This is a genomic window from Clostridium sp. 1001271B_151109_B4, from assembly GCF_015670405.1.
In the GTDB taxonomy this organism is placed as follows: domain Bacteria; phylum Bacillota; class Clostridia; order Clostridiales; family Clostridiaceae; genus Clostridium.
In genome coordinates this window covers 60,199-81,597 of the sequence record NZ_JADPBQ010000009.1, presented here as the reverse complement: position 1 = coordinate 81,597, position 21,399 = coordinate 60,199, and the positions used below count along the sequence as shown (strand labels likewise).

Below are 21,399 nucleotides of genomic sequence, written 5' to 3'. Positions count from 1 at the left end.
TAATTATTTATGAGAAATCATAAAATAATTAGTCTTTTTTATCTTTTTCATTGTATAATAATTAGGTTGGAAAAGAATGGAGGGGAATGAATGAATTTATCAGTTATAGTTAATGGAGTGATATCATTATTTTTAATAATTTTAGTTGGGGTATATTCGGCTAAGATGAAAATAATAACTAAGGAAATAAATAAGGGATTAACCAATATTCTTCTTAAAATTACATTACCATGTCTTGTAGTATCATCGTTTATATTTGATTTAAGTGATGAATTAAAAAGTAGCATTATTAAATGCTTTATATATAGTCCATTAGTTTTACTTATTTCAATAGTTGTATCATATATATTTCTTGTACCGATTAAGGAAGGGAAAAAAATAATATTACAGTTTGCAAATGTATTTTCTAATTGTGGATTTATAGGATTTCCTATAGTTTTTAGTATATATGGAAATGAAGGAGTAATATATGCTTCTATATTTAATTTGTTTTTTACTGCTTTTTTATGGACATATGGAGTTGTTTTATTTAATGGGAAAATGAAAAAAGATGATATAAAACAAGTGTTATTAAATCCGGCCATAATTGCAGTAGTTATTGGATTAATAATTATGATTTTTGGTATCAATATTCCTAGTGTTTTATCTTCTACGTTAGATTTAGTAGGAGATATGACTTCACCATTATCTATGATAATAGTTGGTGTTATACTTGGAAATGCAAAAATAATTTCTTATTTGAAGGATAAGACTATATATTATAGTGCATTTTTGAAATTAGTAGTTATGCCATGTATATTAATCATAATTTTTAGAATAATTAATGATAATTCTGTAGTGAGCAAAACTTTAATAATAGTCACTGCAATGCCAGCTGCTGCAATGACATCTATATTGGCAGAATGTTTTGATAAGGAAAGTGAATATTCTGCAGTAATTGTATTTATAACAACATTATTTTCACTTATTACATTTCCAATACTACTTAATTTTATATTGTAGAAAACAATTATTAATGAACCAATATAATATGTTCATCATAAGATATATGTAAGTAATCTTAAAAGGAGATTAAAGTGAGTTATAATTCAATTTATGATATTATTGGATTGAACAATGAGGTAAATAGATTAGAAACCCAAGCTAAGCTAGGATGGAATAAAGAGTTTAGAACCTTGAAATGGTTAGGTTTAAAGGATGGAATGAAAATATTAGATGTTGGCTCTGGGTCAGGAGCATACACTGAGTTATTGTTAGAAAATTTGCCTAATAGTAAAATAACAGCTTTAGAAATAGATAAAAACTTATTGTCTATAGCAAAGGATAGATTAAAAGAATATCCTATTGAAAGATTAAATTTTAAGTATGGATCAATTTTGAATAGTGGATTAAAAGAAAATTCTTTTGATTTTATTATTTGCAGATTTGTATATCAACATTTAGAAAAGCCTTTAGCTGCAACAAGAGAAATATATAAATTGTTGAAACCAGGTGGAATAGTGGCAATTATTGATTCAGATAGAGGACTTTATGGGGTAAGTGAACCTGATATGTTATTTAAAAGTGGAAGAGGGTTTATAAGTCAAATAGAGAGAAGAGCTAAATGGAACAGAGAAATTGGGAGAAAACTTTTGAAAATTTTAAAATATGAAGGGTTTGATAAGTTAGATTTTGAAGCTGTAACAATTCATAGTGATTTAGTTGGAATAAAGAATATTATTGGAATTGATAATGTTCCTCCAGAATTAATCAAAATTGTTAGTATGAATAATCCTAGGTTAGGCAAGATAATGAAAATGTGCTGTGACAAAAAAGAAAGAGAGAATTGTACAATAATTTTTTTGAATTTAATTGCAAAAGGGCAAAAGCCTATAATAACATAAAAAGGGTAAAAACCCTTTTAAATTAATTATACCACCATTTAGAAGGAACACTTTTAGGAGTATAAACAGTACTTTGAATATTTTTATTTGATACTTTAGTAGAGTATGTACTAATGCAATTAAAAGATAAATTTATAAATAATAATGGGATAATTAATAATATTTTTTTCATAATAACCTCCATAGAAAAATAAAATTATGTAATATTAGTATCCCACATATTAATATTAATTATTTATGAAACAAAATAACCTTTAGCAAAATAAATTTTGCTAAAGGTTATTTGTTTTATGTCCTAAAATCAAATTTTGTAGAACATTTTTTGCAGGTAACAACAATTTTACCTTTCTTTCTTGGAAGTCTTAGCTTTTGACCACATTTAGGACATTTAGTAATTTTATAGTCACGAAATTGGGTATACTTTTGTTTAATTCTATCAAATAAAAATGAAATATTATTTAAATCATAGTTTTGTAAGTTATAAGGAATAGATTTACCAAATTTATTTAATAGTTTATTTGTGTATGTATAAAATACATTGTATTCTTCTTTCCTTTTATATATTTTTTTTGAAAAAGCTCTATATATTGCATATGCAAAGACAATAATGCCTAAAGCTCTTGTGATATCAAATATATTAAGTATAAAAGATAATAAAACAAGTACTATAGATAATAAATCAAATCCATAAGTACCATTTAAAAAGTTCATATAATCACCCCTAATTATATAAGTTTTTCTATAATTATAATATAAATTTAAAGGTTGTACAATTTAAAATATAAGAATAAATAATGAATAAAAAATTAATAATAGGATAATATAAATTTATAATCACTTAGTTACTTATGTAACTAATGATTGATTATGGGACGTTGCAATAAAAAATGCAACGTCTTTTATTTTATAGTATATAATACTACTATTAATTGAATTACAAAAATAACTGGAAAACCAATTTTAAATTTTAAATGCTTAGTTTTATGTCTGAAGGTGTACATTCCTATTATTCCACCCATACTTCCGCCTAAAAGGCATAATATTAAGAGTGTTTTTTCTTTTATTCGCCATTTATTTGTAATTGCTTTTCTTTTATCGATACCCATTAAAATGAATAGTAATAGGTTTACTAATAAAAGATAAATAAATTTTAAAGTCATATAACCTCCTAAAAAATAAAAACACTGAATAACAAATCTCAGTGTTTTTTTATATAGATTTACTTTTCTTGACCTTTAGCTAATCTTACAATATTGCTTTTATGTCTCCAAAAAACAAGTATGCAAGCAAACAAGGTTGCACATACATAGTATTTGTCATACCCGAGCAATAAAGTTGAAATAAATAAAGTTACGCCAGCAGATAATGAGCGTATAGAAACTATTTTAGTAAATAGTTTTAAACCAAAAAACACAACTGCTGTAATTAGAAATGGGATTGGCAATGCAACCATGAATGCAGCAGCAGAAGTAGCAACACCTTTACCACCTTTAAATTTCAAAAATATTGTGTAATTATGACCCAATATAGCAGCTATAGCAACTAATGATAAACTTAAGCTTTCATTAGTATGTAGAATATCAGTCCAAATTAAAATTCTTGTTAATAAAACAGGAATAACAGCTTTTAACATATCACAAATTGCAGTGATTTTTGAAAGCTTGTCCCCGGCAACTCTTTTTACATTAGTTGCGCCTATATTTCCACTTCCGTAATCTCTTACATCTTTGTTTAGAGTCTTTTTTACTAAAATATAGCCTGTTGGAATTGATCCCATTAAATAAGAAAAAATAATTAGTAATGGTAACATGGGTACCTCCTTATATATATCTTTACATAAATATAATATTTAAGAATGTTAAAATATGCAAGGATTATTTAGTTTTTTAAGTATAGAAAAGATTGGGAGTGTTTTGGAAGTTTCAATGGCAACAAAAAAATAAAGAACATATAATATAGTATAAAATAAATATCATGAGGAATATTTTTATGAATAGATGGGATCATATAGCCATTATTACATTTATTGCTTGCGATGCTGTTTTAGAAAATCTTAATTGGTTTAAAAATTCTTATAAGTATTGTTATAAAAGCGTTGAAAAAAGAGTTGGAGATATACTTCATAGATTATCAAAATAATGTTATTACAAATTTAATAATATTGGATAATTTTGTTGTGTGTCTAAAAAGTTAAATATGTATCAAATTTTTTGAGCAAAGATTGAAAGTGATTATAGTAGGTAAAGTTCAAATTAAAATTTGAATATGGCAGTAAAAATAAAAAAAGCAAAACTTTATTAAGTGAAAAAATGGTAAACATAAATTTAAAGTATTTAGGAAAAGATAAAATATGTAAGTAACAAGGGCGTAATTTGGAAGAAAAAGAAAAAATATAATCCAATGTTTCCCAAAGTTATTACAAGGAAATTAATTAGAATAAAATACATAAAAAAATGAGGATAATACATAAAGGAAAAATGTTGACAAACATCAATGAAATGTCGTATTCTGTAACGGTGCGAAAAAATGTTTATGCATTTTTATTATTGTATTAGAAAAATATGAGGTGAATTATCAATGGGAATAAGACTAGAAAACCTAGTTGTAAAATTTGGGGACTTTAAGGCAATTAACGACGTTACATTACAAATACCAAAAGGCAAGCTAGTTTCATTATTAGGGCCATCTGGTTCAGGAAAATCTACTACGTTGTTTACAATTTCAGGAATACACAAGCCTTTTAGTGGAAAAATATTTTTTGGAGATAAAGATGTAACAGGTTTAGAACCGGAACAACTTGGAATAGGGCTTGTTTTTCAAAACTATGCACTATATCCACATATGACAGTAAGAGAAAATATATTATTCCCTTTAAAAAATTTAAAGTGGAATAAGGAAGAAGCTGAAAAAAGAGTAGTTGAAGTTGCTAAGATAGTAAAAATAGCTGATCAATTAGAAAAGAAACCAGCTCAGCTTTCAGGAGGACAACAGCAAAGAGTTGCAATTGCAAGAGCTTTAGCAAAGAAACCAGATATTCTTCTTTTAGATGAACCTTTATCAAACTTAGATACAAAGTTAAGAGTTGAAACAAGACAAGAAATAAGAAGAATTCAAAAAGAAACAGGGGTTACGGCTATATTTGTAACACATGACCAAGAAGAAGCTATGTGCATCTCAGATGAAATAGTATTAATGAAGGATGGAGCAATACAACAAGTTTCATCACCAACGGATATTTATATGAATCCAGTTAATAAGTTTGTTGCTTCATTTATAGGAAGTCCAGAAATGAACTTTATTGACATTGATTTAAAAGATGGAGTAGGAACTTTAGATACTTTAACAATTGAGAACTTACCAAAAAATAAGAATAAGGTAATACTTGGAGTAAGAGCTGAAGATTTTGAAGTTGCAGAAAAAGGACTTCAAACTAAGGTAGTTACAGTAGAAATATTAGGTAGAGAAAGATTATTAACTTTAGACCATAAAGGAAAAACATATAAAATGTTAGTTGATAAAGAATTCTTTATTGATGAAGGTGAAGAGTTAACTATTAAGCCTAAAAATGGTAAGAGTTATGTATTTGACTCTGAAAGTGAGGAGTTCATAGCAAAATGTTAAAGAAAAATAGAAAAGGATATTTATACTTATTGCCTGCTCTTATAATATTAGGTGTATTTGTATTTTATCCTATAATAAATACTATTATTTTTAGTTTTGATGAAACAAAAGCTAAAGGATTTGTTTTTGGGTTTGGATCTTACAAATACCTATTCCAAGATAAAAGATTTTTGCAATCTTTATTTAATACAGTAATTTATGCAGCTATTGTACCAGCATTATCAGTAATTATATCTTTATTAATTGCAAATGCACTAGCAAACATAAAAAATGAAAAAGTAAGGGGAATGTTCCAAAGTATATATTTCTTACCATATGTAACATCTCTTGTTGCAATAGGAATAGTGTGGTCATGGTTATTTAACTCAGAATATGGAGTAATTAACTTTATTTTAAATAAAATTGGAATTAGTTCAATAAATTGGTTAAATGATCCGAAGTATGCGATGATAGCATTAATAATATTTGCTGTTTGGAAAAGTTTGGCTTTTAATACGTTAATATTAACAACTGGGATAGCTTCAATTAATCCACAGTATTATCAAGCTGCTAAGATTGACCAAGCAACTAGCGGAACAATATTTAGAAAAATAACTGTTAAATTAGTTTCGCCTATGATTGCATATACATATGTTATTAGTTTAATTGCTTCATTTAAAGTTTATACGGAAGTTTATGTTCTATTTGGAGGACGTACTTTAGATGGTGCAGTATCAACGGTGGTTAGATATATAATAGATAGATTCTATGGAGATCAGGATTTCCCATTAGCATTTGCAGCTTCTGTTGTTCTTTTAGTTATTATATTAACAGTAACTTTAGTTCAAAAAACTGTAGCGCGTAATAAGATTCATTACTAAGAGGTGTAAAGATGAAAAGTAGGAATAATATAAAAGCAGCCATTAAATACTTCTTATTAGTTGTCTTTGCTATAATAACGCTATTTCCATTTTATTGGATGATAGCATCTTCATTAAAATCAAGCTTTGAAGTTATTCAAACGCCGCCAACTATGGTGCCTGATAAGTTTATATGGAGTAATTTTAGCACAGCATTTTCAATGGCTCCTTTTGGAAGATATTTTATAAATACAATAATAGTAACAGCTTTAAGTATTGTTACAACTGTAGTAATTGCTATTTTATCAGCATTTGCTTTTTCACATCTTGAATTTAAGGGAAGAGATTTAATATTTTCAATTTTCTTAGCTTCAATGATGATTCCAGGTGAAGTTCTTATAGTAACGAACTTTAAGACTATTTCAGCATTAAAGATGATAGATAGTTATAGCGCATTATTTGTGCCATATATGGCTAATGTATTATACATATATATGCTTAGAGAATTCTTCTTAAAGATTCCAAAGCAACTTTATTATGCGGCAAAAGTTGATGGAGCAAGTGATTGGAAATTCTTATGGAAAATAGTTGTACCTATGGCTAAGCCATCAATAATAACAATATGTATTTTAGTTGGTATAAATTCATGGAATGCTTTCTTATGGCCATTATTAGTAACTAATAGTGATAACATGAGATTGCTTGCAAATGGATTAACTGCATTCCAATCAGATGTTGGAAATAGATATGAATTATTAATGGCAGCTTCAACGATAATTACAATGCCTATAGTTATAATTTACTTGTTCTTACACAAGAAGATTATGAATGGTATCTCAATGGGGGGAACTAAGGGATAAAAAACAATTAGTTATATAGAAAAAAGATGTTTTGAAAGTTGTAATATTAATTGAAATAGTTATTTTTTAAATAAGTTATTATATAGTTTAGTTATAAAATATATAATTAATATTTTAACTTTTAATCATCTTTTCTTATAAAAATATATATTTAAGGTTTTAGAGGTGAAACGAATGAAAAGAAGATTATTAGCATCTTTAATGACTGCAGTAGTTGCAGTTACAGCATTAACTGGTTGCGGAAGCAATAATTCATCAAGTGAAAATGCTGACATTGTTACAGAATTAACAGAACCAGTTTCAATTGAAATGTGGCACTATATGAATGGTAAACAAGCTGAAATTTTACAAGGTATAGTTGACGATTTCAATGCAACAAATGGAAAGGGAATAACAGTTACTGCATCTAGCCAAGGTAGTATTACTGATTTAAACAAAAAAGTAATTGCTGCATCACAATCAAATACATTGCCAGCAATAGTTAATGTTTATCCAGATGCTGCAACAGGATTAATTAATGATAATAAAGTTGTTGATTTAACTCCATATGTAAATAATTCTTCAATAGGAATGAAAGATGATATTGAAAAAGACTTTATTCCAGATTTTATTAAAGAATTATCACAATGGGGAGAGAATAAAATTTATGGATTACCTTTAACTAAATCTACTGAAGTTTTATACGTAAATAAAAACTTATTAGAACAATTAGGGTATACTGTTGAGGACCTAAATGATTTAACTTTTGAAAAATTAGCTGAAATTTCTCAAAAAGCGTATGATGAATTAGGAATAGCAGGATTTGGGTTTGATTCAAGTTCAAATGCCTTTATTTCATCATTAAAAGAAGAAGGTAAAGATTTCGTTGAGTTAGATGGAAAAATAAATGTTAATAATGATTGGTCTAAAGAATTTATGCAATTCTTCAGAGCTAATACTCAAAGTGGTGCATTTAGAGTTCCAGGTGAAGATAAATTCTTATCAGGTCCATTCTCAAACCAAAGATTATTAGCTTATCAAGGGTCATCAGCAGGTTTCGCACACATAAATACTAATGATGCTTTTGAAATTGCAGTAGTAGAAGTTCCACATTTTGAAGGTAAAGATAAGGCTGTTATCCAACAAGGTGCATCATTATTTGTTACTAATGATGTTTCTGCAGAAGCTCAATATGCAGCTTACGAATTTATAAAGTTCGCAACAAATACTGAAAATACTGCTAAATTTGCTACTGGTACTGGATATTTACCAGTAAGAAAGTCAGCTGTAGACTCTTCAATTGTTCAAGAAGTTTTAGCTGATACTACTTCTTTATATGGTAAGATTTATGATGTAGCAAATGATTCTTTAGCTTTTGCATACTTTACACCAGCTGTAAACAATGCTCAATCAGCTAGAACAGTAGCAGAAGAAAAATATGCTTCATATGTTACTGGTACATCAGATGATATAGAAGCAATGTTAAAAGAAATGAATTCTCAAGTTGAAACTTCTATAAGTCGTCAATAAAAGAATTAATAAAATTATTACCCTACTTAGATAGCTAAGTAGGGTGTTTTTCTAGAAATTATTAATAAAATTATTAATCAAGGAGACAATTAATTATGATAGAAAAATTAATGAAAGAAATTATCAATAAAATTGAAGAGTTTGAAACAATTGCAATATTTAGACATGTGTTTCCAGATCCAGATTCATATAGTTCTCAAACTGCATTAAAGAGTATAATAAACAATACATATCCAGATAAAAAAGTTGTTATTTTAGGTGAGCACTCTAAAAATTTAGAATATATAAATACAATGGATGAAGAAATTGATTTAGATAAAGATTGCTTAGCAATTATTGTAGATGTAGCGAATAAGGAAAGGGTAGATAACCAAGCGTTTAATAAATGTGGATATGTAATTAAAATAGATCACCATAAACCTTTTGATGCTCCTTTTGAGAACTTAACTTGGGTTGATACAAATTATTCTTCTTGTAGTGAAATGATTTTAGATTTGTATCTAAATAACTCTGATAAACTTAAGATAGATAAAAAGGGAAGAAAAGCATTATATACAGGAATTGTAGGAGATACAGGTAGATTTTTATATGTTGAAAATCCTACAGATCTGTTTGGAAAGTTATCAAAAATCACATATGATATAGAAACTAAAGATATATATGCAAATATGTATAGACGTGAAGAAAATGAACTTAAATTTTTAGGATATATTTATAGTAATTATAAGACTACTGAAAATGGAATGGCATATTTAAAAGTTCCTAAAGAAGTGGTTAGAAAATATAAACTAGAAACAATGAAAGCTGTTAGAATGGTAAATGCCCTTCAAGATACAGCTGGAATAATTAATTGGAACTTCTTTGTTGAAAAAGAAGAAGGTGGTATATTCTGTGAGTTCAGATCTAATGGGCCTAAAGTAAATGATATAGCTGCAAGTTTTGGCGGTGGTGGTCATATGCTTGCAGCAGGAGCATCATTAGCTAACTGGGAAATAGTTGATGAGATATTAAAAGCTTTTGATGAGAATTGTATAAACTTTAATAATAGTAAATAAAAAAATACCTAAAGACGAAAATAATAAATAGTTGTCTTTAGGTATTTTTTATGTAAAAATACTTTTAAATAGTATTTTTATGGTATAATTATATTATATTTACTTATTGGTAATATATTAAATTTAAGGATATAAAGTTAAAAAAATAAATTCTTCTTATAGGATAAAGTGATAGAATTTATTTTGAACTGAAAATCAAAAAAGAGGATTTATAGGAGGAGAAAAGATGGGAAGATTTACATTACCAAGAGATATTTATCATGGAAAGGGGTCTTTAGAGGTTCTAAAGACATTGAAAGGTAAAAAGGCTGTAGTAGTTGTAGGCGGAGGATCAATGAAGAGATTTGGCTTCTTAGATAAGGTTGAAAGCTATTTGAAAGAAGCTGGATTGGAAATTAAATTAATAGAAGGTGTTGAACCAGATCCATCAGTTGAAACTGTTATGAATGGTGCTGCTGTAATGAGAGATTTCGAACCAGATTGGATAGTAGCTATGGGGGGAGGATCACCAATAGATGCAGCAAAAGCAATGTGGATTTTCTACGAATATCCAGACTTTACATTTGAACAAGCTGTTATTCCATTTGGATTACCTGAACTTAGACAAAAAGCTAAGTTTGTTGCAATACCATCTACATCAGGAACAGCAACTGAAGTTACAGCATTTTCTGTAATTACTGATTATAAAGCAAAGATTAAATATCCTTTAGCTGATTTCAATATAACACCAGATATAGCAATTGTTGATCCGGATTTAGCACAAACTATGCCGGCTAAACTTGTTGCACATACTGGAATGGATGCATTAACACATGCAATTGAGGCATATACAGCATCATTAAAATCTAATTTTTCTGATCCATTAGCATTAAAGGCAATTGAAATGGTTGATGAAAATTTAGTTAAATCATTTAGTGGAGATGAAGAATCAAGAAACTTAATGCATGAAGCTCAATGTTTAGCAGGTATGGCATTTAGTAATGCTTTGTTGGGAATAGTACATTCTATGGCACATAAAATAGGAGCTGTATTTCATATTCCACATGGATGTGCAAATGCAATTTTCTTACCATATGTTATTCAGTACAATAGATCAGTATGTGAAGATAGATATGCAGATATAGCAAGAGTTTTAAAATTAGAAGGGCAAACCAATAGTGAATTGACAGATTCATTGATTGAAAAAATAAATAAATTTAATAGGGAGCTTAATATTCCAGCATCAATGAAAGAATATGGAGTTACTGAAGAAGATTTCTTAGATAATGTAAAACATATAGCACATAATGCAGTTTTAGACGCATGTACTGGATCTAATCCAAGAGAAATTGATGATGAAACAATGGAAAAGCTACTTTCATGTACATTCTATGGAAATAAAGTAGAGTTTTAATAATTAGGAGTTAGTAGTTAGTGGTGAGTAGTTAAGGTGAAATTTCAGATAATCTGAATTTAAAAATATATTATTATGAAACTCGAAAAGGAGTTTAAACCTTAACTACTAACTTGAAACTACTAACTCTTAACTTTTAATATAGTATGTTAATAAAAATTATTATATAAATACTTAAGAAAATTTTAGGAGGTTATTAAGGTGTATAAAATAACAAGTAAAAGATTATTAACTGAAAATATTTATTTAATGGATATTGAAGCTGCTAGAGTAGCTAAATCTGCTCAGCCAGGGCAATTTATTATTATTAAAAATAATGATAAGGGAGAAAGAATTCCATTAACTATTGCTGATTATGATAGAGAAAAAGGAACAGTAACTATTGTTTTTCAAACGGTAGGCTATGCGACTAAAGAGTTAGCTGAGTATGAAGTTGGTGATTTTGTAGAAGATTTTGTGGGACCATTGGGGCAACCAAGTGAGTTTATTCATGAAGAATTAAGCGAATTAAAAAAATCTAAGATTATATTTGTTGCTGGAGGAGTAGGGGCTGCTCCGGTATATCCTCAAGTCAAGTGGCTTCATGAAAATGGTATCGATGTAGATGTTATTATTGGTGCAAGAACTAAAGAGCTTATAATTTTAGAAGATGAAATGAGACAAGTTGCTAAAAATTTATATATTTCAACTGATGATGGATCATATGGATTTAATGGTAGAGTTACAGATTGTTTAACAGACTTAGTAAAAAATAATGGAAAAGAATATAACCATGCAGTTGTAATTGGGCCTATGATTATGATGAAGTTTATGAGTGCTTTAACTAAAGAATTAGGGATAAAAACTACAGTAAGTTTAAATCCTATCATGGTAGATGGAACAGGAATGTGTGGTGCATGCAGAGTAACTGTTGGCAATGAAGTAAAATTTGCCTGTGTTGATGGGCCAGAGTTTGATGGTCATCTTGTAGATTTTGATGAGAGTATGAGAAGACAAACCCTTTATAAAAGTGAAGAAGGTAGAGCGGTATTAAAAATAGAAGAAGGCGACACACATCATAGAGAAGGTTGCGGATGCGGAGGTCATAATTAGTATGAATAATGTAGTTGATAGAATGAAAAGAACACCTGTTGTTGAACAGGAAGCAAGTGTAAGAGCAAAAAACTTTAAAGAGGTATGCTTGGGATATGACGAAGAGAGTGCTTTCAATGAAGCAAGTAGATGCTTAGGATGTAAAAATCCTAAATGTGTTAGTGGATGTCCTGTTTCCATAGATATACCGGGGTTTATATCAGAACTTAAGAAAAAAAATATAGAGGGTGCAGCTAAAGAAATAGCTAAATATAGCGCATTGCCTGCAGTATGTGGTAGAGTTTGTCCTCAGGAATCACAATGTGAAGGGAAATGTATTTTAGGAATAAAAGGTGAGCCAGTAGCTATTGGTAAGCTAGAAAAGTTTACAGCAGATTGGGCTAGAAAAAATAACATAGATCTTTCAGAAAAAGAAGATTCTAAGGGAAAGAAAATTGCTGTAATAGGTTCAGGACCATCAGGACTTACATGTGCTGGTGATTTAGCTAAAAGGGGATATGATGTTACAATTTTTGAAGCTTTACATGAAGCGGGTGGAGTTTTAGTTTATGGTATTCCTGAGTTTAGACTACCAAAAGATGAGGTTGTAAAGCATGAAATAGAGAATATTAAAAAATTAGGAGTTAATATTGAAACTAATGTAGTTGTAGGAAGAACAGTTACAGTAGATTCTTTAATAGAGGACGAGGGATTTGAGGCTGTGTTTATAGGTTCAGGAGCAGGGCTTCCAAAATTTATGGGTATTCCAGGTGAAAATGCTAATGGGGTATTTTCAGCTAATGAGTTTTTAACAAGAGTAAATTTAATGAAGGCCTTTAAAGAAGAATATCATACACCAGTAAAAGTAGGGAAAAAGGTAGCAGTTGTTGGTGGTGGAAATGTTGCTATGGATGCAGCTAGAACGGCATTAAGACTTGGAGCAGAAACACATATTGTATATAGAAGAAGTGAAGAGGAACTTCCAGCAAGATTAGAAGAAGTACATCATGCTAAAGAAGAAGGAGTTATCTTTGATGTGTTAACAAATCCAACTGAGATTTTATGTGATGAAAATGGATGGGTTAAAGGAATGAAGTGTGTTGAAATGGTACTAGGTGAACCTGATGCTTCAGGTAGAAGAAGACCTGTAGTAAAAGAAGGTTCTGAGTTTGTTATGGATGTGGATACAGTTATAATGTCTTTAGGTACGTCGCCAAACCCACTGATTTCATCAACAACTAATGGGTTAGAAGTGAATAAATGGAAATGTATTATTGCAGATGAAGAAACAGGACTTACAACTAAGGAAGGAGTATATGCTGGGGGAGATGCTGTTACAGGCGCAGCAACAGTAATCTTAGCAATGGGTGCAGGTAAAAAAGCAGCTGCAGCAATAGATGAGTATTTAAGTAACAAATGACTACAAAATTCATTGACTTTTTAATAATAAATTAATAAAATTATCTAAGAGCTAGCCATTGTAAAATTTCAATCTATTTAAGTTGGAGATAGCAATAGGCACAGCCTTAGATAACGAATTTTAAGCTTAAGATGGATGTGAAATCCCATCTTAAGCTAAGAATTTGGTTTGTAACTCCAAGGTTATTTTCTTTCTTTGGGGTTTTCTTTATAATAATGGGAAGTAGCAGTAGGTGTAAAATGAAATTAACTAAAGTACAAAATAGGTTTATAAAAAACAAGAATATGGGCTTTTCATTAATGAAAGGAAAATCATTAACAGGAAAGACTATAACGGCTTTATATAGAGTTATAAATTTAGAAAACAATTATTGTTTATATAAAGATGATAAAATATTATTTTTATCATCAAATTATAAAGAATTAATTAATAATAATTCTTTATATGAGGAAATGAGCAAAGAAAGTGAATTTTATTCTTTATTTTCTTTAGATACTAGAAGAGTAGAATTTAATCTAATAAATTCGTTAATAAAAGAATATTCAAATATGTATTTAAACTTAAAGAATTTAAAATTAGAATTAATTTCTTCAGATAAAGGATTAGAATTATTAAACAGTGAAAAATTTAATTCGAAAATGAAGTTTTTTTCAAAGAAATCAAAGGTTTTAAATAAAATTTCTTCAGAGGAACTTTATGAAGAAATTATGTGGATTAAAGCATGTAATTTCACAAGAGATGAGTATAATGAAGTTGAAAGAAAAGGTAGAAAATATAGGGTTATTAAAAATTCTTTTACTAGAGAAGCTATTTATACATTAATGGAAGTATATGATGAGATATTAATGGATAATGGATTTTATGATGTTTATGATGAGACTAGCCTTGCAATTAAATATGCAAGGGAAAATAGCAATAAATATACTCATATAGTTTTAGACAGTGTAGAAGGATTAACTAAAGGTCAAGTTGAATTTGTAAAAAGTATATATGCTAATTATTTATATTCTTCATTTGTATTTATTGTAAATAATGAAAATAAAAATGATGATATGTGTTGGTTAGTGAAGGGGAGAAAATTAAAAACTCTTGGAGCTGATTTTAAAGGTAAAAGCTTTGCTTTTAAAAAGAAGTTTATTGAAGAAGATAATATGAAAAATACATTTATTGATAAGTTTGAATATGTAAATTTGAAATATAAAAATATTGTTGATTTTAATTTAGATAATTCATCAGCTAAAAAAGAAATTTACCTTGATGATAATACAGTCTTTTCTGAAGAAGAATTAGAAGAAGTAAATGTATATAATGACATAGCAGCAGGTACTCCTATTGAAATTAATGAACAGGTATTAGAAAAGTTCCTTTTACCAAAAGGGTGGTTAGAAAAAGGAAAGGACACTTTCATACTTCATGTTAAAGGAGATAGTATGATCGATAAAAATATAAATGATGGGGATATGGTAGTAATTAAGAGACAAAATACTGCTTATAACAATGAAATAGTTGCTGCTAGTTTGGATGGTGAAGCAACACTTAAAACATTAAAATTAAATGGAGAAGCACCAATGTTAGTTCCTGCAAACTCTAAATATAGTGAAATATATTTAGAAGGTAAGGAAGTTAGTATTTTAGGGGTAGCAATTGGTGTTATTAAAAATAAGTTAAATTAATATATTAATGGGGGCTAAAAATGATTTCTAATAAGATGAAAACTATGGTTGCTAATAGCTCTACAATTAGAGCAATGTTTGAAGAGGGAAAAAGGCTTTCGAGTATTTATGGAGAAGAGAATGTTTTTGATTACAGTATAGGTAATCCAAATGTGGAACCACCTAATGAGATAAAGGATATAATAACTAAAATATTAAATGAAGAAAATCCTAATACAGTACATGGATATATGAATAACTCTGGTTATGAAGATGTAAGAGAAGCTATAGCTCAAAATATAAAGGAAAAAGAAAATATCGAGCTAAGTTATGAAAATATTATTATGACATGTGGGGCAGCTGGTGGATTAAATATTATTTTAAAAAGTTTATTAAATCCAGGTGATGAGGTAATTGTATTTGCGCCTTTTTTTGGTGAGTATGTTAATTATGTAAATAATTTTCAGGGGAAAGTTAAGATTATATCAGCGGATACTAATAATTTTCAACCAAATTTAATGGAGTTAAAAAATGAAATTAGTCAAAATACTAAAGCTATTATTATAAATTCTCCTAACAATCCAAGTGGCGTTATATATAGTGAAGATACTATTAAAGAATTATCAGCTATATTGAGACAAAAAGAAGAAGAATTTAAGCAAGATATATATTTAATTTCTGATGAACCATATAGAGAGATTGTATATGATAATGCAAAGGTTCCATGTGCATTAAAATATTATGATAATTCATTTATTGGATATTCATATAGTAAGTCATTATCCTTACCAGGTGAAAGAATAGGATATATTGTTGTTAATTCTAAAATTAAGGACTTTGATGAAATAGTTTCTGCATTGAATATATCAAACAGAATATTAGGATTTGTTAATGCACCATCACTTTTTCAAAAGGTAATTAAGGAAAGTTTAAACTTAGAGATTAATGCTGATATATATAGGAAAAATAGAGATCTACTATATAACCATTTAATTAGTATAGGGTTTGAATGCATGAAACCAGAAGGTGCATTTTATTTATTTCCTAAGGCGCCGATAGAGGATGATGTTAAGTTCTGTGAAGAAGCAAAGAAGTTTAACATCTTAGCTGTTCCAGGTAAAACATTTGGATGCCCAGGATATTTTAGACTATCTTATTGTATATCATATGAAAAGATAAAGAGGTCATTAAAAGCTTTTGATAGCTTAATGAAACAATACAAAAAATAGATTGATTTAAAATTATTTATATTAACAATTATTAGTGAATAAAAAGATTGAATTTAGGGTAAGTTTAAAATGGGGAACTTAAATGTTGCTTAGCCCCTTGTATTTATTAGTAAAGTATGTTAGTATGTATAAAGAAGTAATTTACTAATAGCTAAAAAAAGTAGAGTGGGGCAGGTTCCCGCTCTTTCTATTTGAACGCAACTACTTTTTTAGTTGCGTTTTTACATATCTATTTTTTAAACTACTTAAAAATTGAATATTGCAAAGGAGGATAATTATGAAAATTGATGCCTTAGTTAATGAAATTTATGAAATGGTTAACCCCATAGCAGAAGAACTTAACTATGATATATATCATATCGAATATGTTAAGGAAAATGGAGAATTCTATTTAAGAATATATATAGAAAAAGATGGCGGCATCACTTTAAGTGATTGTGAAGCTCTTTCAAGAAGAGTTAGTGACCTTATGGATGAAAAGGATCCAATTAAAGATCCATATTTCTTAGAAGTATCATCACCAGGATTAAATAGAACTTTATTTACTGAAAATCACTATAAGAGATTTATAGGAAGAGAAGTAATGGTTAGATTCACTAAATCTATTGATGGGAAAAAGAATGTTAAAGGTATTTTAAAAGAAGTTAATGATGATAGTATAGTTGTTGAAGCAGAAAACTTAATGAATATTCCTAAGGATAAAATTAAGTCTGCAAATATTGAAGGGGAAATATAGTAAGGAGGGTATTTAAGATGAACCAAGAGTTTATAGGTGCTCTTAAAGAAATAGTAAAAGATAAAGGTATTAGTGAAGATTTATTATTCACAACAATAGAGGATGCGTTAGTTGCTGCATATAAGAAGAATTATGCTGGACCAACATCATCAGCGCAAAATGTTAAGGTAACAATTGATAGAGAAAGCGGTGAAATACACGTTTATTCTCAAAAAGTTGTAGTAGAAGAAGTTTTTGATAATATTACTGAAATAGGGTTAGAAGAAGCTCAAGAAATAAAACCTACTTATGACTTAGATGATATTGTTGATTTTGAAGTTACTCCAAAGAATTTTGGAAGAGTTGCGGCACAACTTGCTAAAGGTGTAGTTACTCAAAGAATTAGAGAAGCTGAAAGAAGCATAATCTATGGTGAATATAAAGAAAAAGAATATGATATTATTACTGGAACAGTTCTAAGAGAAGATAAAGGAAATGTTTTTGTTAATATTGGAAAACTTGAAACTGCAATTGGACCAAATGAACAAATTCCAAGAGAAAGATATAAGTTTAACGAAAAGATTAAATTATATGTTGTTGAAGTTAAAAACACTCCAAAAGGAGCTCAAATTATAGTTTCTAGAACACATCCAGGTCTAGTTAAGAGATTATTTGAATTAGAAGTACCTGAAATATATGAAGGTGTTGTTGAAATAAAGAGTATCTCTAGAGAAGCTGGTTCAAGAAGTAAGATAGCAGTTATTTCTCATGATGAAAATGTTGATCCAATGGGTGCATGTGTTGGACCTAAGGGAGCAAGAGTTCAAAATATAGTTAACGAGCTTAAAGGTGAAAAGATTGATATAATAAAATGGAGCAAGAATCCAGAAGAGTTTATTGCAAGTTCTTTAAGCCCAGCTAAGGTTTTAAGCGTAACTGTTGATGAAGATAATAAATCTGCAAAAGTAGTTGTTGATGATAATCAATTATCACTTGCTATTGGTAAAGAAGGACAGAATGTAAGATTAGCTGCAAAATTAACAAATTGGAAAATAGATATTAAGAGTAAGTCACAAGCAGAAGCAGCGGTAGAAACAACAGAATCAATAGAGGAATAGGGGGATTTTTTTATGAAAGTAAAGAAAATACCTTTAAGAATGTGCACAGGTTGCATGGAGATGAAGCCTAAAAAGGAACTTATTAGAGTGGTTAAGAGCCAAGAAGGTGAAGTTTCTGTTGATTTAACAGGAAAAAAGGCAGGTAGAGGTGCTTATATTTGTAAGGATATAGAATGCTTAGAAAAGGCTTTTAAAGCTAAGCGATTAAGCAGAAACCTTGATGTTGCAATAGATGAAGAAATATACAACAGATTAAGGGAAGAGATAGTTAATGAATAAGTTTTTTAATTTTTTAGGTCTTGCCAAAAGATCTGGGAATTTAATTGAAGGATATAGCAAGTGTGATGAACAACGTAATAGAATTAAGTTTCATCTTGTTATATTGAGTGATGATGCTTCTAATAGTACTAAAAAGAAGTTCAGGAATCACTGTGCAGAAAAGCAAATTCCTCTTATAGAAGGCTTTTCAAAAGAACAACTAGGAAACCCAATTGGGAGAGAGGAAATCAAAGTTTTGGCTGTAATAGATAAAAATATGGCTAAAAAATTAATATCCTTATACCAAAATGAAGAAGGAAGAAATTAACCGGGGGTGATTTTATTGTCAAAGATTAGAGTATATGAATTGGCAAAAGAGCTGAATGTAGGCTCAAAGGAATTAATAAATTTATTGATGGAAGAATTTGGTGTCGAAGTTAAGAATCATATGAGTGTGATTGAAGATGAAGATGCTAAGCTTATAACAGAATTATTAGGTGATGCAAACAAAGATAATTCAGAAGAAGGAAAGAAAAGCCTTGTTGATGAATATGAAGATGAGTTAGCTGAATCACTTAATAAAGGTGTAAGAAAAAAGAAAAAGACTAAAAGAGAATTAGAACTTGAAGAAGTTGAAAGAAATGCAGAGGCTGCAGGCGGAGTAATCGAAATAGGTGAAACAATTACAGTTAAAGAATTATGTGAAAAGCTTGGTAAACCAACTACAGATGTTATAAGAAATTTAATATTCTTAGGTGTAATGGCTGGGGTTAACCAAGAAATAGACTTCTCTACAGCAGAAAAACTTTGTGAAAAATATGAAGTTTTAGTTGAAAAGAAAGAAGAAGAAACAGAATTAGAAGCATTTGAAGAAGAAACAGATGTTGTTGAAGAAAACTTAGAAAAGAGACCTCCAATAGTTACTATCATGGGACACGTTGACCATGGTAAGACATCACTTTTAGATGCTATTAGACATGCAAAAGTTACAAGTAGTGAAGCAGGTGGAATCACTCAACATATAGGGGCTTATACAGTTTCTTTAAATGGTGAAAAGATTACATTCTTAGATACTCCAGGACATGAAGCTTTCACAGCTATGAGAGCTAGAGGAGCACAAGTTACTGATATAGTTATATTAGTTGTTGCTGCTGATGATGGTATAATGCCACAAACTAAAGAAGCAATAAACCACTGTAAAGCGGCAGAGGTTCCTATGATTGTTGCAATCAATAAGATTGATAGACCAGGAGCAAATATTGATAGAGTTAAGCAAGAATTAACTGAATATGGTTTAGTTTCAGAAGACTGGGGTGGAGATACTATATGTGTTCCAGTTTCAGCAAAGACAGGAGAAAACTTAGAAAGCTTATTAGAAATGGTTTTATTAACTTCTGAAATGCAAGAATTAAAAGCTGATCCTAATAGAAAAGCTAAGGGAACAGTTATAGAAGCTAAGCTTGATAAGGGTAGAGGAGCAGTAGCATCTTTACTTATTCAAAATGGTACATTAAATGTAGGTGATTCATTATTAGTTGGTTCAACTTATGGTAGAATTAGAGCTATGTTTGATGATAAAGGTAAGAAAATTAAGAGTGCTGGACCATCTATTCCAGTTGAAATATTAGGTCTTTCTGAAGTTCCATCTGCGGGAGATAGATTTATTGTTTGTAAAGATGAAAAAACAGCAAGAAATATGGCTGAATTAAGAAAACAAAAAATCAAAGCTGATAGTCATCAAGCATCAAACAGAGTATCTTTAGAAGATTTATATAGCCAAATCCAAGAAGGTAAAGTTAAAGAATTAGCAATAGTTGTTAAAGCTGACGTTCAAGGTTCAGTTGAAGCAATAAGACAATCATTAGAAAAGTTATCTACTGATGATGTTAAAGTAAGAGTTATTCATGGTGCTGTTGGAGCAATAACAGAAACTGATGTTACACTTGCTGCTGCTTCAAATGCATTAGTAATTGGATTTAATGTAAGACCAGATGGAAAGGCTACAGTTCAAGCAGAAAAAGAAGGTATCGAGATAAAGACATATAGAATTATCTATGATGCAATTGAAGATGTTAAATCTGCTATGATTGGTATGCTTGAGCCAGAATATAAAGAAGTTGTAAATGGTAAAGCCGAAGTAAGAATGACTTATAAGATTTCAAATGTTGGTACTATAGCTGGATGTTATGTTATTGATGGAAAAATTGTTAGAAATTCTGAAATTAGAGTTATCAGAGATGGTATAGTTATATTTGAATCAACATTAGCTTCATTAAAGAGATTTAAAGATGATGCTAAGGAAGTTGCTAGAGGATATGAATGTGGTTTAAGCGTTGAAAAGTTCAACGACCTTAAAGAAGGCGATATTATAGAATCATTTACAATGGAAGCTATTAAAAGAAAAGAGCTTTAAGAGGTGTTTTAAATGGCTAACTATAGAGGTGGAAGAATAAACGAAGAAGTAAAAAGAGAAATTAGTAATATAATACAAAATGAAATCAAAGATCCTAGACTTACTGCTATGGTATCAGTTACTGATGTTAAAGTAACAAAGGATTTAAGATATGCAAAAGTATTTGTAAGTATTTTTGGAAAAGATGATGAAGAAAAGAACAACACTTTTGTTGCTTTAAAAAATGCTAGTGGATATATAAGAAAAGAAATAGGTCAAAGAATTAATTTAAGATATAATCCTCAAATTATATTTGAACTTGATGATTCAATTAATTATGGAATGCATATTGAAGAATTAATTCAAAAGGTAAAAGAAAAGTAA

The 21,399-nt window shown here is 29.0% G+C and carries 23 protein-coding genes; 19 read left to right on the top strand and 4 right to left on the bottom strand.

Annotation, left to right across the window (positions count from 1 at the left end; translation table 11 throughout):
* Positions 1–90 precede the first annotated feature (90 nt).
* The gene (locus tag I4V63_RS08080) at positions 91–1,002 is read left to right on the top strand and encodes an AEC family transporter (RefSeq protein WP_196000786.1); all 912 of its coding nucleotides are present in this window, start codon (positions 91–93) and stop codon (positions 1,000–1,002) included.
* Between the two features lie 74 nt (positions 1,003–1,076).
* Positions 1,077–1,883 (top strand): methyltransferase domain-containing protein, encoded by an 807-nt coding sequence (locus tag I4V63_RS08075; RefSeq protein WP_196000785.1) that lies wholly within the window; start codon positions 1,077–1,079, stop codon positions 1,881–1,883.
* A gap of 22 nt (positions 1,884–1,905) precedes the next feature.
* On the opposite strand, the gene I4V63_RS08070 is transcribed toward I4V63_RS08075, so the two are convergent.
* The 4 genes from I4V63_RS08070 to plsY all read right to left on the bottom strand — a co-directional run bounded on the left by I4V63_RS08070 (position 1,906) and on the right by plsY (position 3,693).
* A complete protein-coding gene (locus I4V63_RS08070; protein ID WP_196000784.1) occupies positions 1,906–2,055 on the bottom strand; it encodes a hypothetical protein in 150 nt (49 codons plus the stop codon).
* A gap of 116 nt (positions 2,056–2,171) precedes the next feature.
* A complete protein-coding gene (locus I4V63_RS08065; RefSeq protein ID WP_196000783.1) occupies positions 2,172–2,594 on the bottom strand; it encodes a hypothetical protein in 423 nt (140 codons plus the stop codon).
* Between the two features lie 188 nt (positions 2,595–2,782).
* A complete protein-coding gene (locus I4V63_RS08060; protein ID WP_196000782.1) occupies positions 2,783–3,043 on the bottom strand; it encodes a DUF1294 domain-containing protein in 261 nt (86 codons plus the stop codon).
* A gap of 59 nt (positions 3,044–3,102) precedes the next feature.
* Complete coding sequence (plsY, locus tag I4V63_RS08055) at positions 3,103–3,693, bottom strand: glycerol-3-phosphate 1-O-acyltransferase PlsY (protein WP_196000781.1); 591 nt, start codon at positions 3,691–3,693, stop codon at positions 3,103–3,105.
* A gap of 179 nt (positions 3,694–3,872) precedes the next feature.
* On the opposite strand from plsY, the gene I4V63_RS08050 reads away from it, so the two are divergent.
* From I4V63_RS08050 to rbfA, 17 genes are all read left to right on the top strand, one after another.
* Positions 3,873–4,022, top strand: coding sequence for a hypothetical protein (locus tag I4V63_RS08050; RefSeq protein WP_196000780.1), 150 nt, complete (start codon positions 3,873–3,875; stop codon positions 4,020–4,022).
* 438 nt (positions 4,023–4,460) lie between these two features.
* The gene (locus I4V63_RS08045) at positions 4,461–5,504 is read left to right on the top strand and encodes an ABC transporter ATP-binding protein (RefSeq protein WP_196000779.1); all 1,044 of its coding nucleotides are present in this window, start codon (positions 4,461–4,463) and stop codon (positions 5,502–5,504) included.
* Entirely contained in the window at positions 5,498–6,364 is an 867-nt protein-coding gene (locus tag I4V63_RS08040) for a sugar ABC transporter permease (protein WP_196000778.1), read from the top strand. Before I4V63_RS08045 ends, I4V63_RS08040 begins: the two co-directional genes overlap by 7 nt.
* Before the next feature lie 11 nt (positions 6,365–6,375).
* The gene (locus I4V63_RS08035; RefSeq protein ID WP_196000777.1) at positions 6,376–7,203 is read left to right on the top strand and encodes a carbohydrate ABC transporter permease; all 828 of its coding nucleotides are present in this window, start codon (positions 6,376–6,378) and stop codon (positions 7,201–7,203) included.
* 174 nt (positions 7,204–7,377) lie between these two features.
* Positions 7,378–8,712, top strand: coding sequence for an extracellular solute-binding protein (locus I4V63_RS08030; protein WP_196000776.1), 1,335 nt, complete (start codon positions 7,378–7,380; stop codon positions 8,710–8,712).
* 95 nt (positions 8,713–8,807) lie between these two features.
* Positions 8,808–9,767 (top strand): bifunctional oligoribonuclease/PAP phosphatase NrnA, encoded by a 960-nt coding sequence (locus I4V63_RS08025; protein ID WP_196000775.1) that lies wholly within the window; start codon positions 8,808–8,810, stop codon positions 9,765–9,767.
* A gap of 226 nt (positions 9,768–9,993) precedes the next feature.
* Positions 9,994–11,160, top strand: coding sequence for an iron-containing alcohol dehydrogenase (locus I4V63_RS08020; RefSeq protein WP_196000774.1), 1,167 nt, complete (start codon positions 9,994–9,996; stop codon positions 11,158–11,160).
* 201 nt (positions 11,161–11,361) lie between these two features.
* Positions 11,362–12,252, top strand: a complete 891-nt coding sequence (locus I4V63_RS08015; RefSeq protein WP_196000773.1) for a sulfide/dihydroorotate dehydrogenase-like FAD/NAD-binding protein — start codon at positions 11,362–11,364, stop codon at positions 12,250–12,252.
* 1 nt (position 12,253) lies between these two features.
* Complete coding sequence (gltA, locus tag I4V63_RS08010; RefSeq protein ID WP_196000772.1) at positions 12,254–13,651, top strand: NADPH-dependent glutamate synthase; 1,398 nt, start codon at positions 12,254–12,256, stop codon at positions 13,649–13,651.
* A gap of 239 nt (positions 13,652–13,890) precedes the next feature.
* On the top strand, positions 13,891–15,324 hold the full coding sequence (gene lexA / locus I4V63_RS08005; RefSeq protein ID WP_196000771.1) for a transcriptional repressor LexA: 1,434 nt from the start codon (positions 13,891–13,893) through the stop codon (positions 15,322–15,324).
* A 20-nt stretch (positions 15,325–15,344) separates the two neighbouring features.
* Positions 15,345–16,532 (top strand): pyridoxal phosphate-dependent aminotransferase, encoded by a 1,188-nt coding sequence (locus I4V63_RS08000; protein WP_196000770.1) that lies wholly within the window; start codon positions 15,345–15,347, stop codon positions 16,530–16,532.
* Between the two features lie 277 nt (positions 16,533–16,809).
* Positions 16,810–17,268 (top strand): ribosome maturation factor RimP, encoded by a 459-nt coding sequence (gene rimP, locus I4V63_RS07995; RefSeq protein WP_042393837.1) that lies wholly within the window; start codon positions 16,810–16,812, stop codon positions 17,266–17,268.
* A gap of 17 nt (positions 17,269–17,285) precedes the next feature.
* A complete protein-coding gene (gene nusA, locus I4V63_RS07990) occupies positions 17,286–18,365 on the top strand; it encodes a transcription termination factor NusA (RefSeq protein ID WP_196000769.1) in 1,080 nt (359 codons plus the stop codon).
* Positions 18,366–18,377: 12 nt separating this feature from the next.
* Positions 18,378–18,644 carry a YlxR family protein gene (locus I4V63_RS07985; protein ID WP_196000768.1) on the top strand — a complete coding sequence of 89 codons (267 nt, stop codon included), beginning with the start codon at positions 18,378–18,380 and terminating at the stop codon, positions 18,642–18,644.
* Complete coding sequence (locus tag I4V63_RS07980; RefSeq protein WP_196000767.1) at positions 18,637–18,951, top strand: ribosomal L7Ae/L30e/S12e/Gadd45 family protein; 315 nt, start codon at positions 18,637–18,639, stop codon at positions 18,949–18,951. Before I4V63_RS07985 ends, I4V63_RS07980 begins: the two co-directional genes overlap by 8 nt.
* Positions 18,952–18,966: 15 nt before the next feature.
* The gene (gene infB / locus I4V63_RS07975) at positions 18,967–21,036 is read left to right on the top strand and encodes a translation initiation factor IF-2 (protein ID WP_196000766.1); all 2,070 of its coding nucleotides are present in this window, start codon (positions 18,967–18,969) and stop codon (positions 21,034–21,036) included.
* A 12-nt stretch (positions 21,037–21,048) separates the two neighbouring features.
* Positions 21,049–21,399: a 30S ribosome-binding factor RbfA gene (gene rbfA, locus I4V63_RS07970; RefSeq protein WP_042393850.1), complete on the top strand. Its 351-nt coding sequence runs from the start codon at positions 21,049–21,051 to the stop codon at positions 21,397–21,399.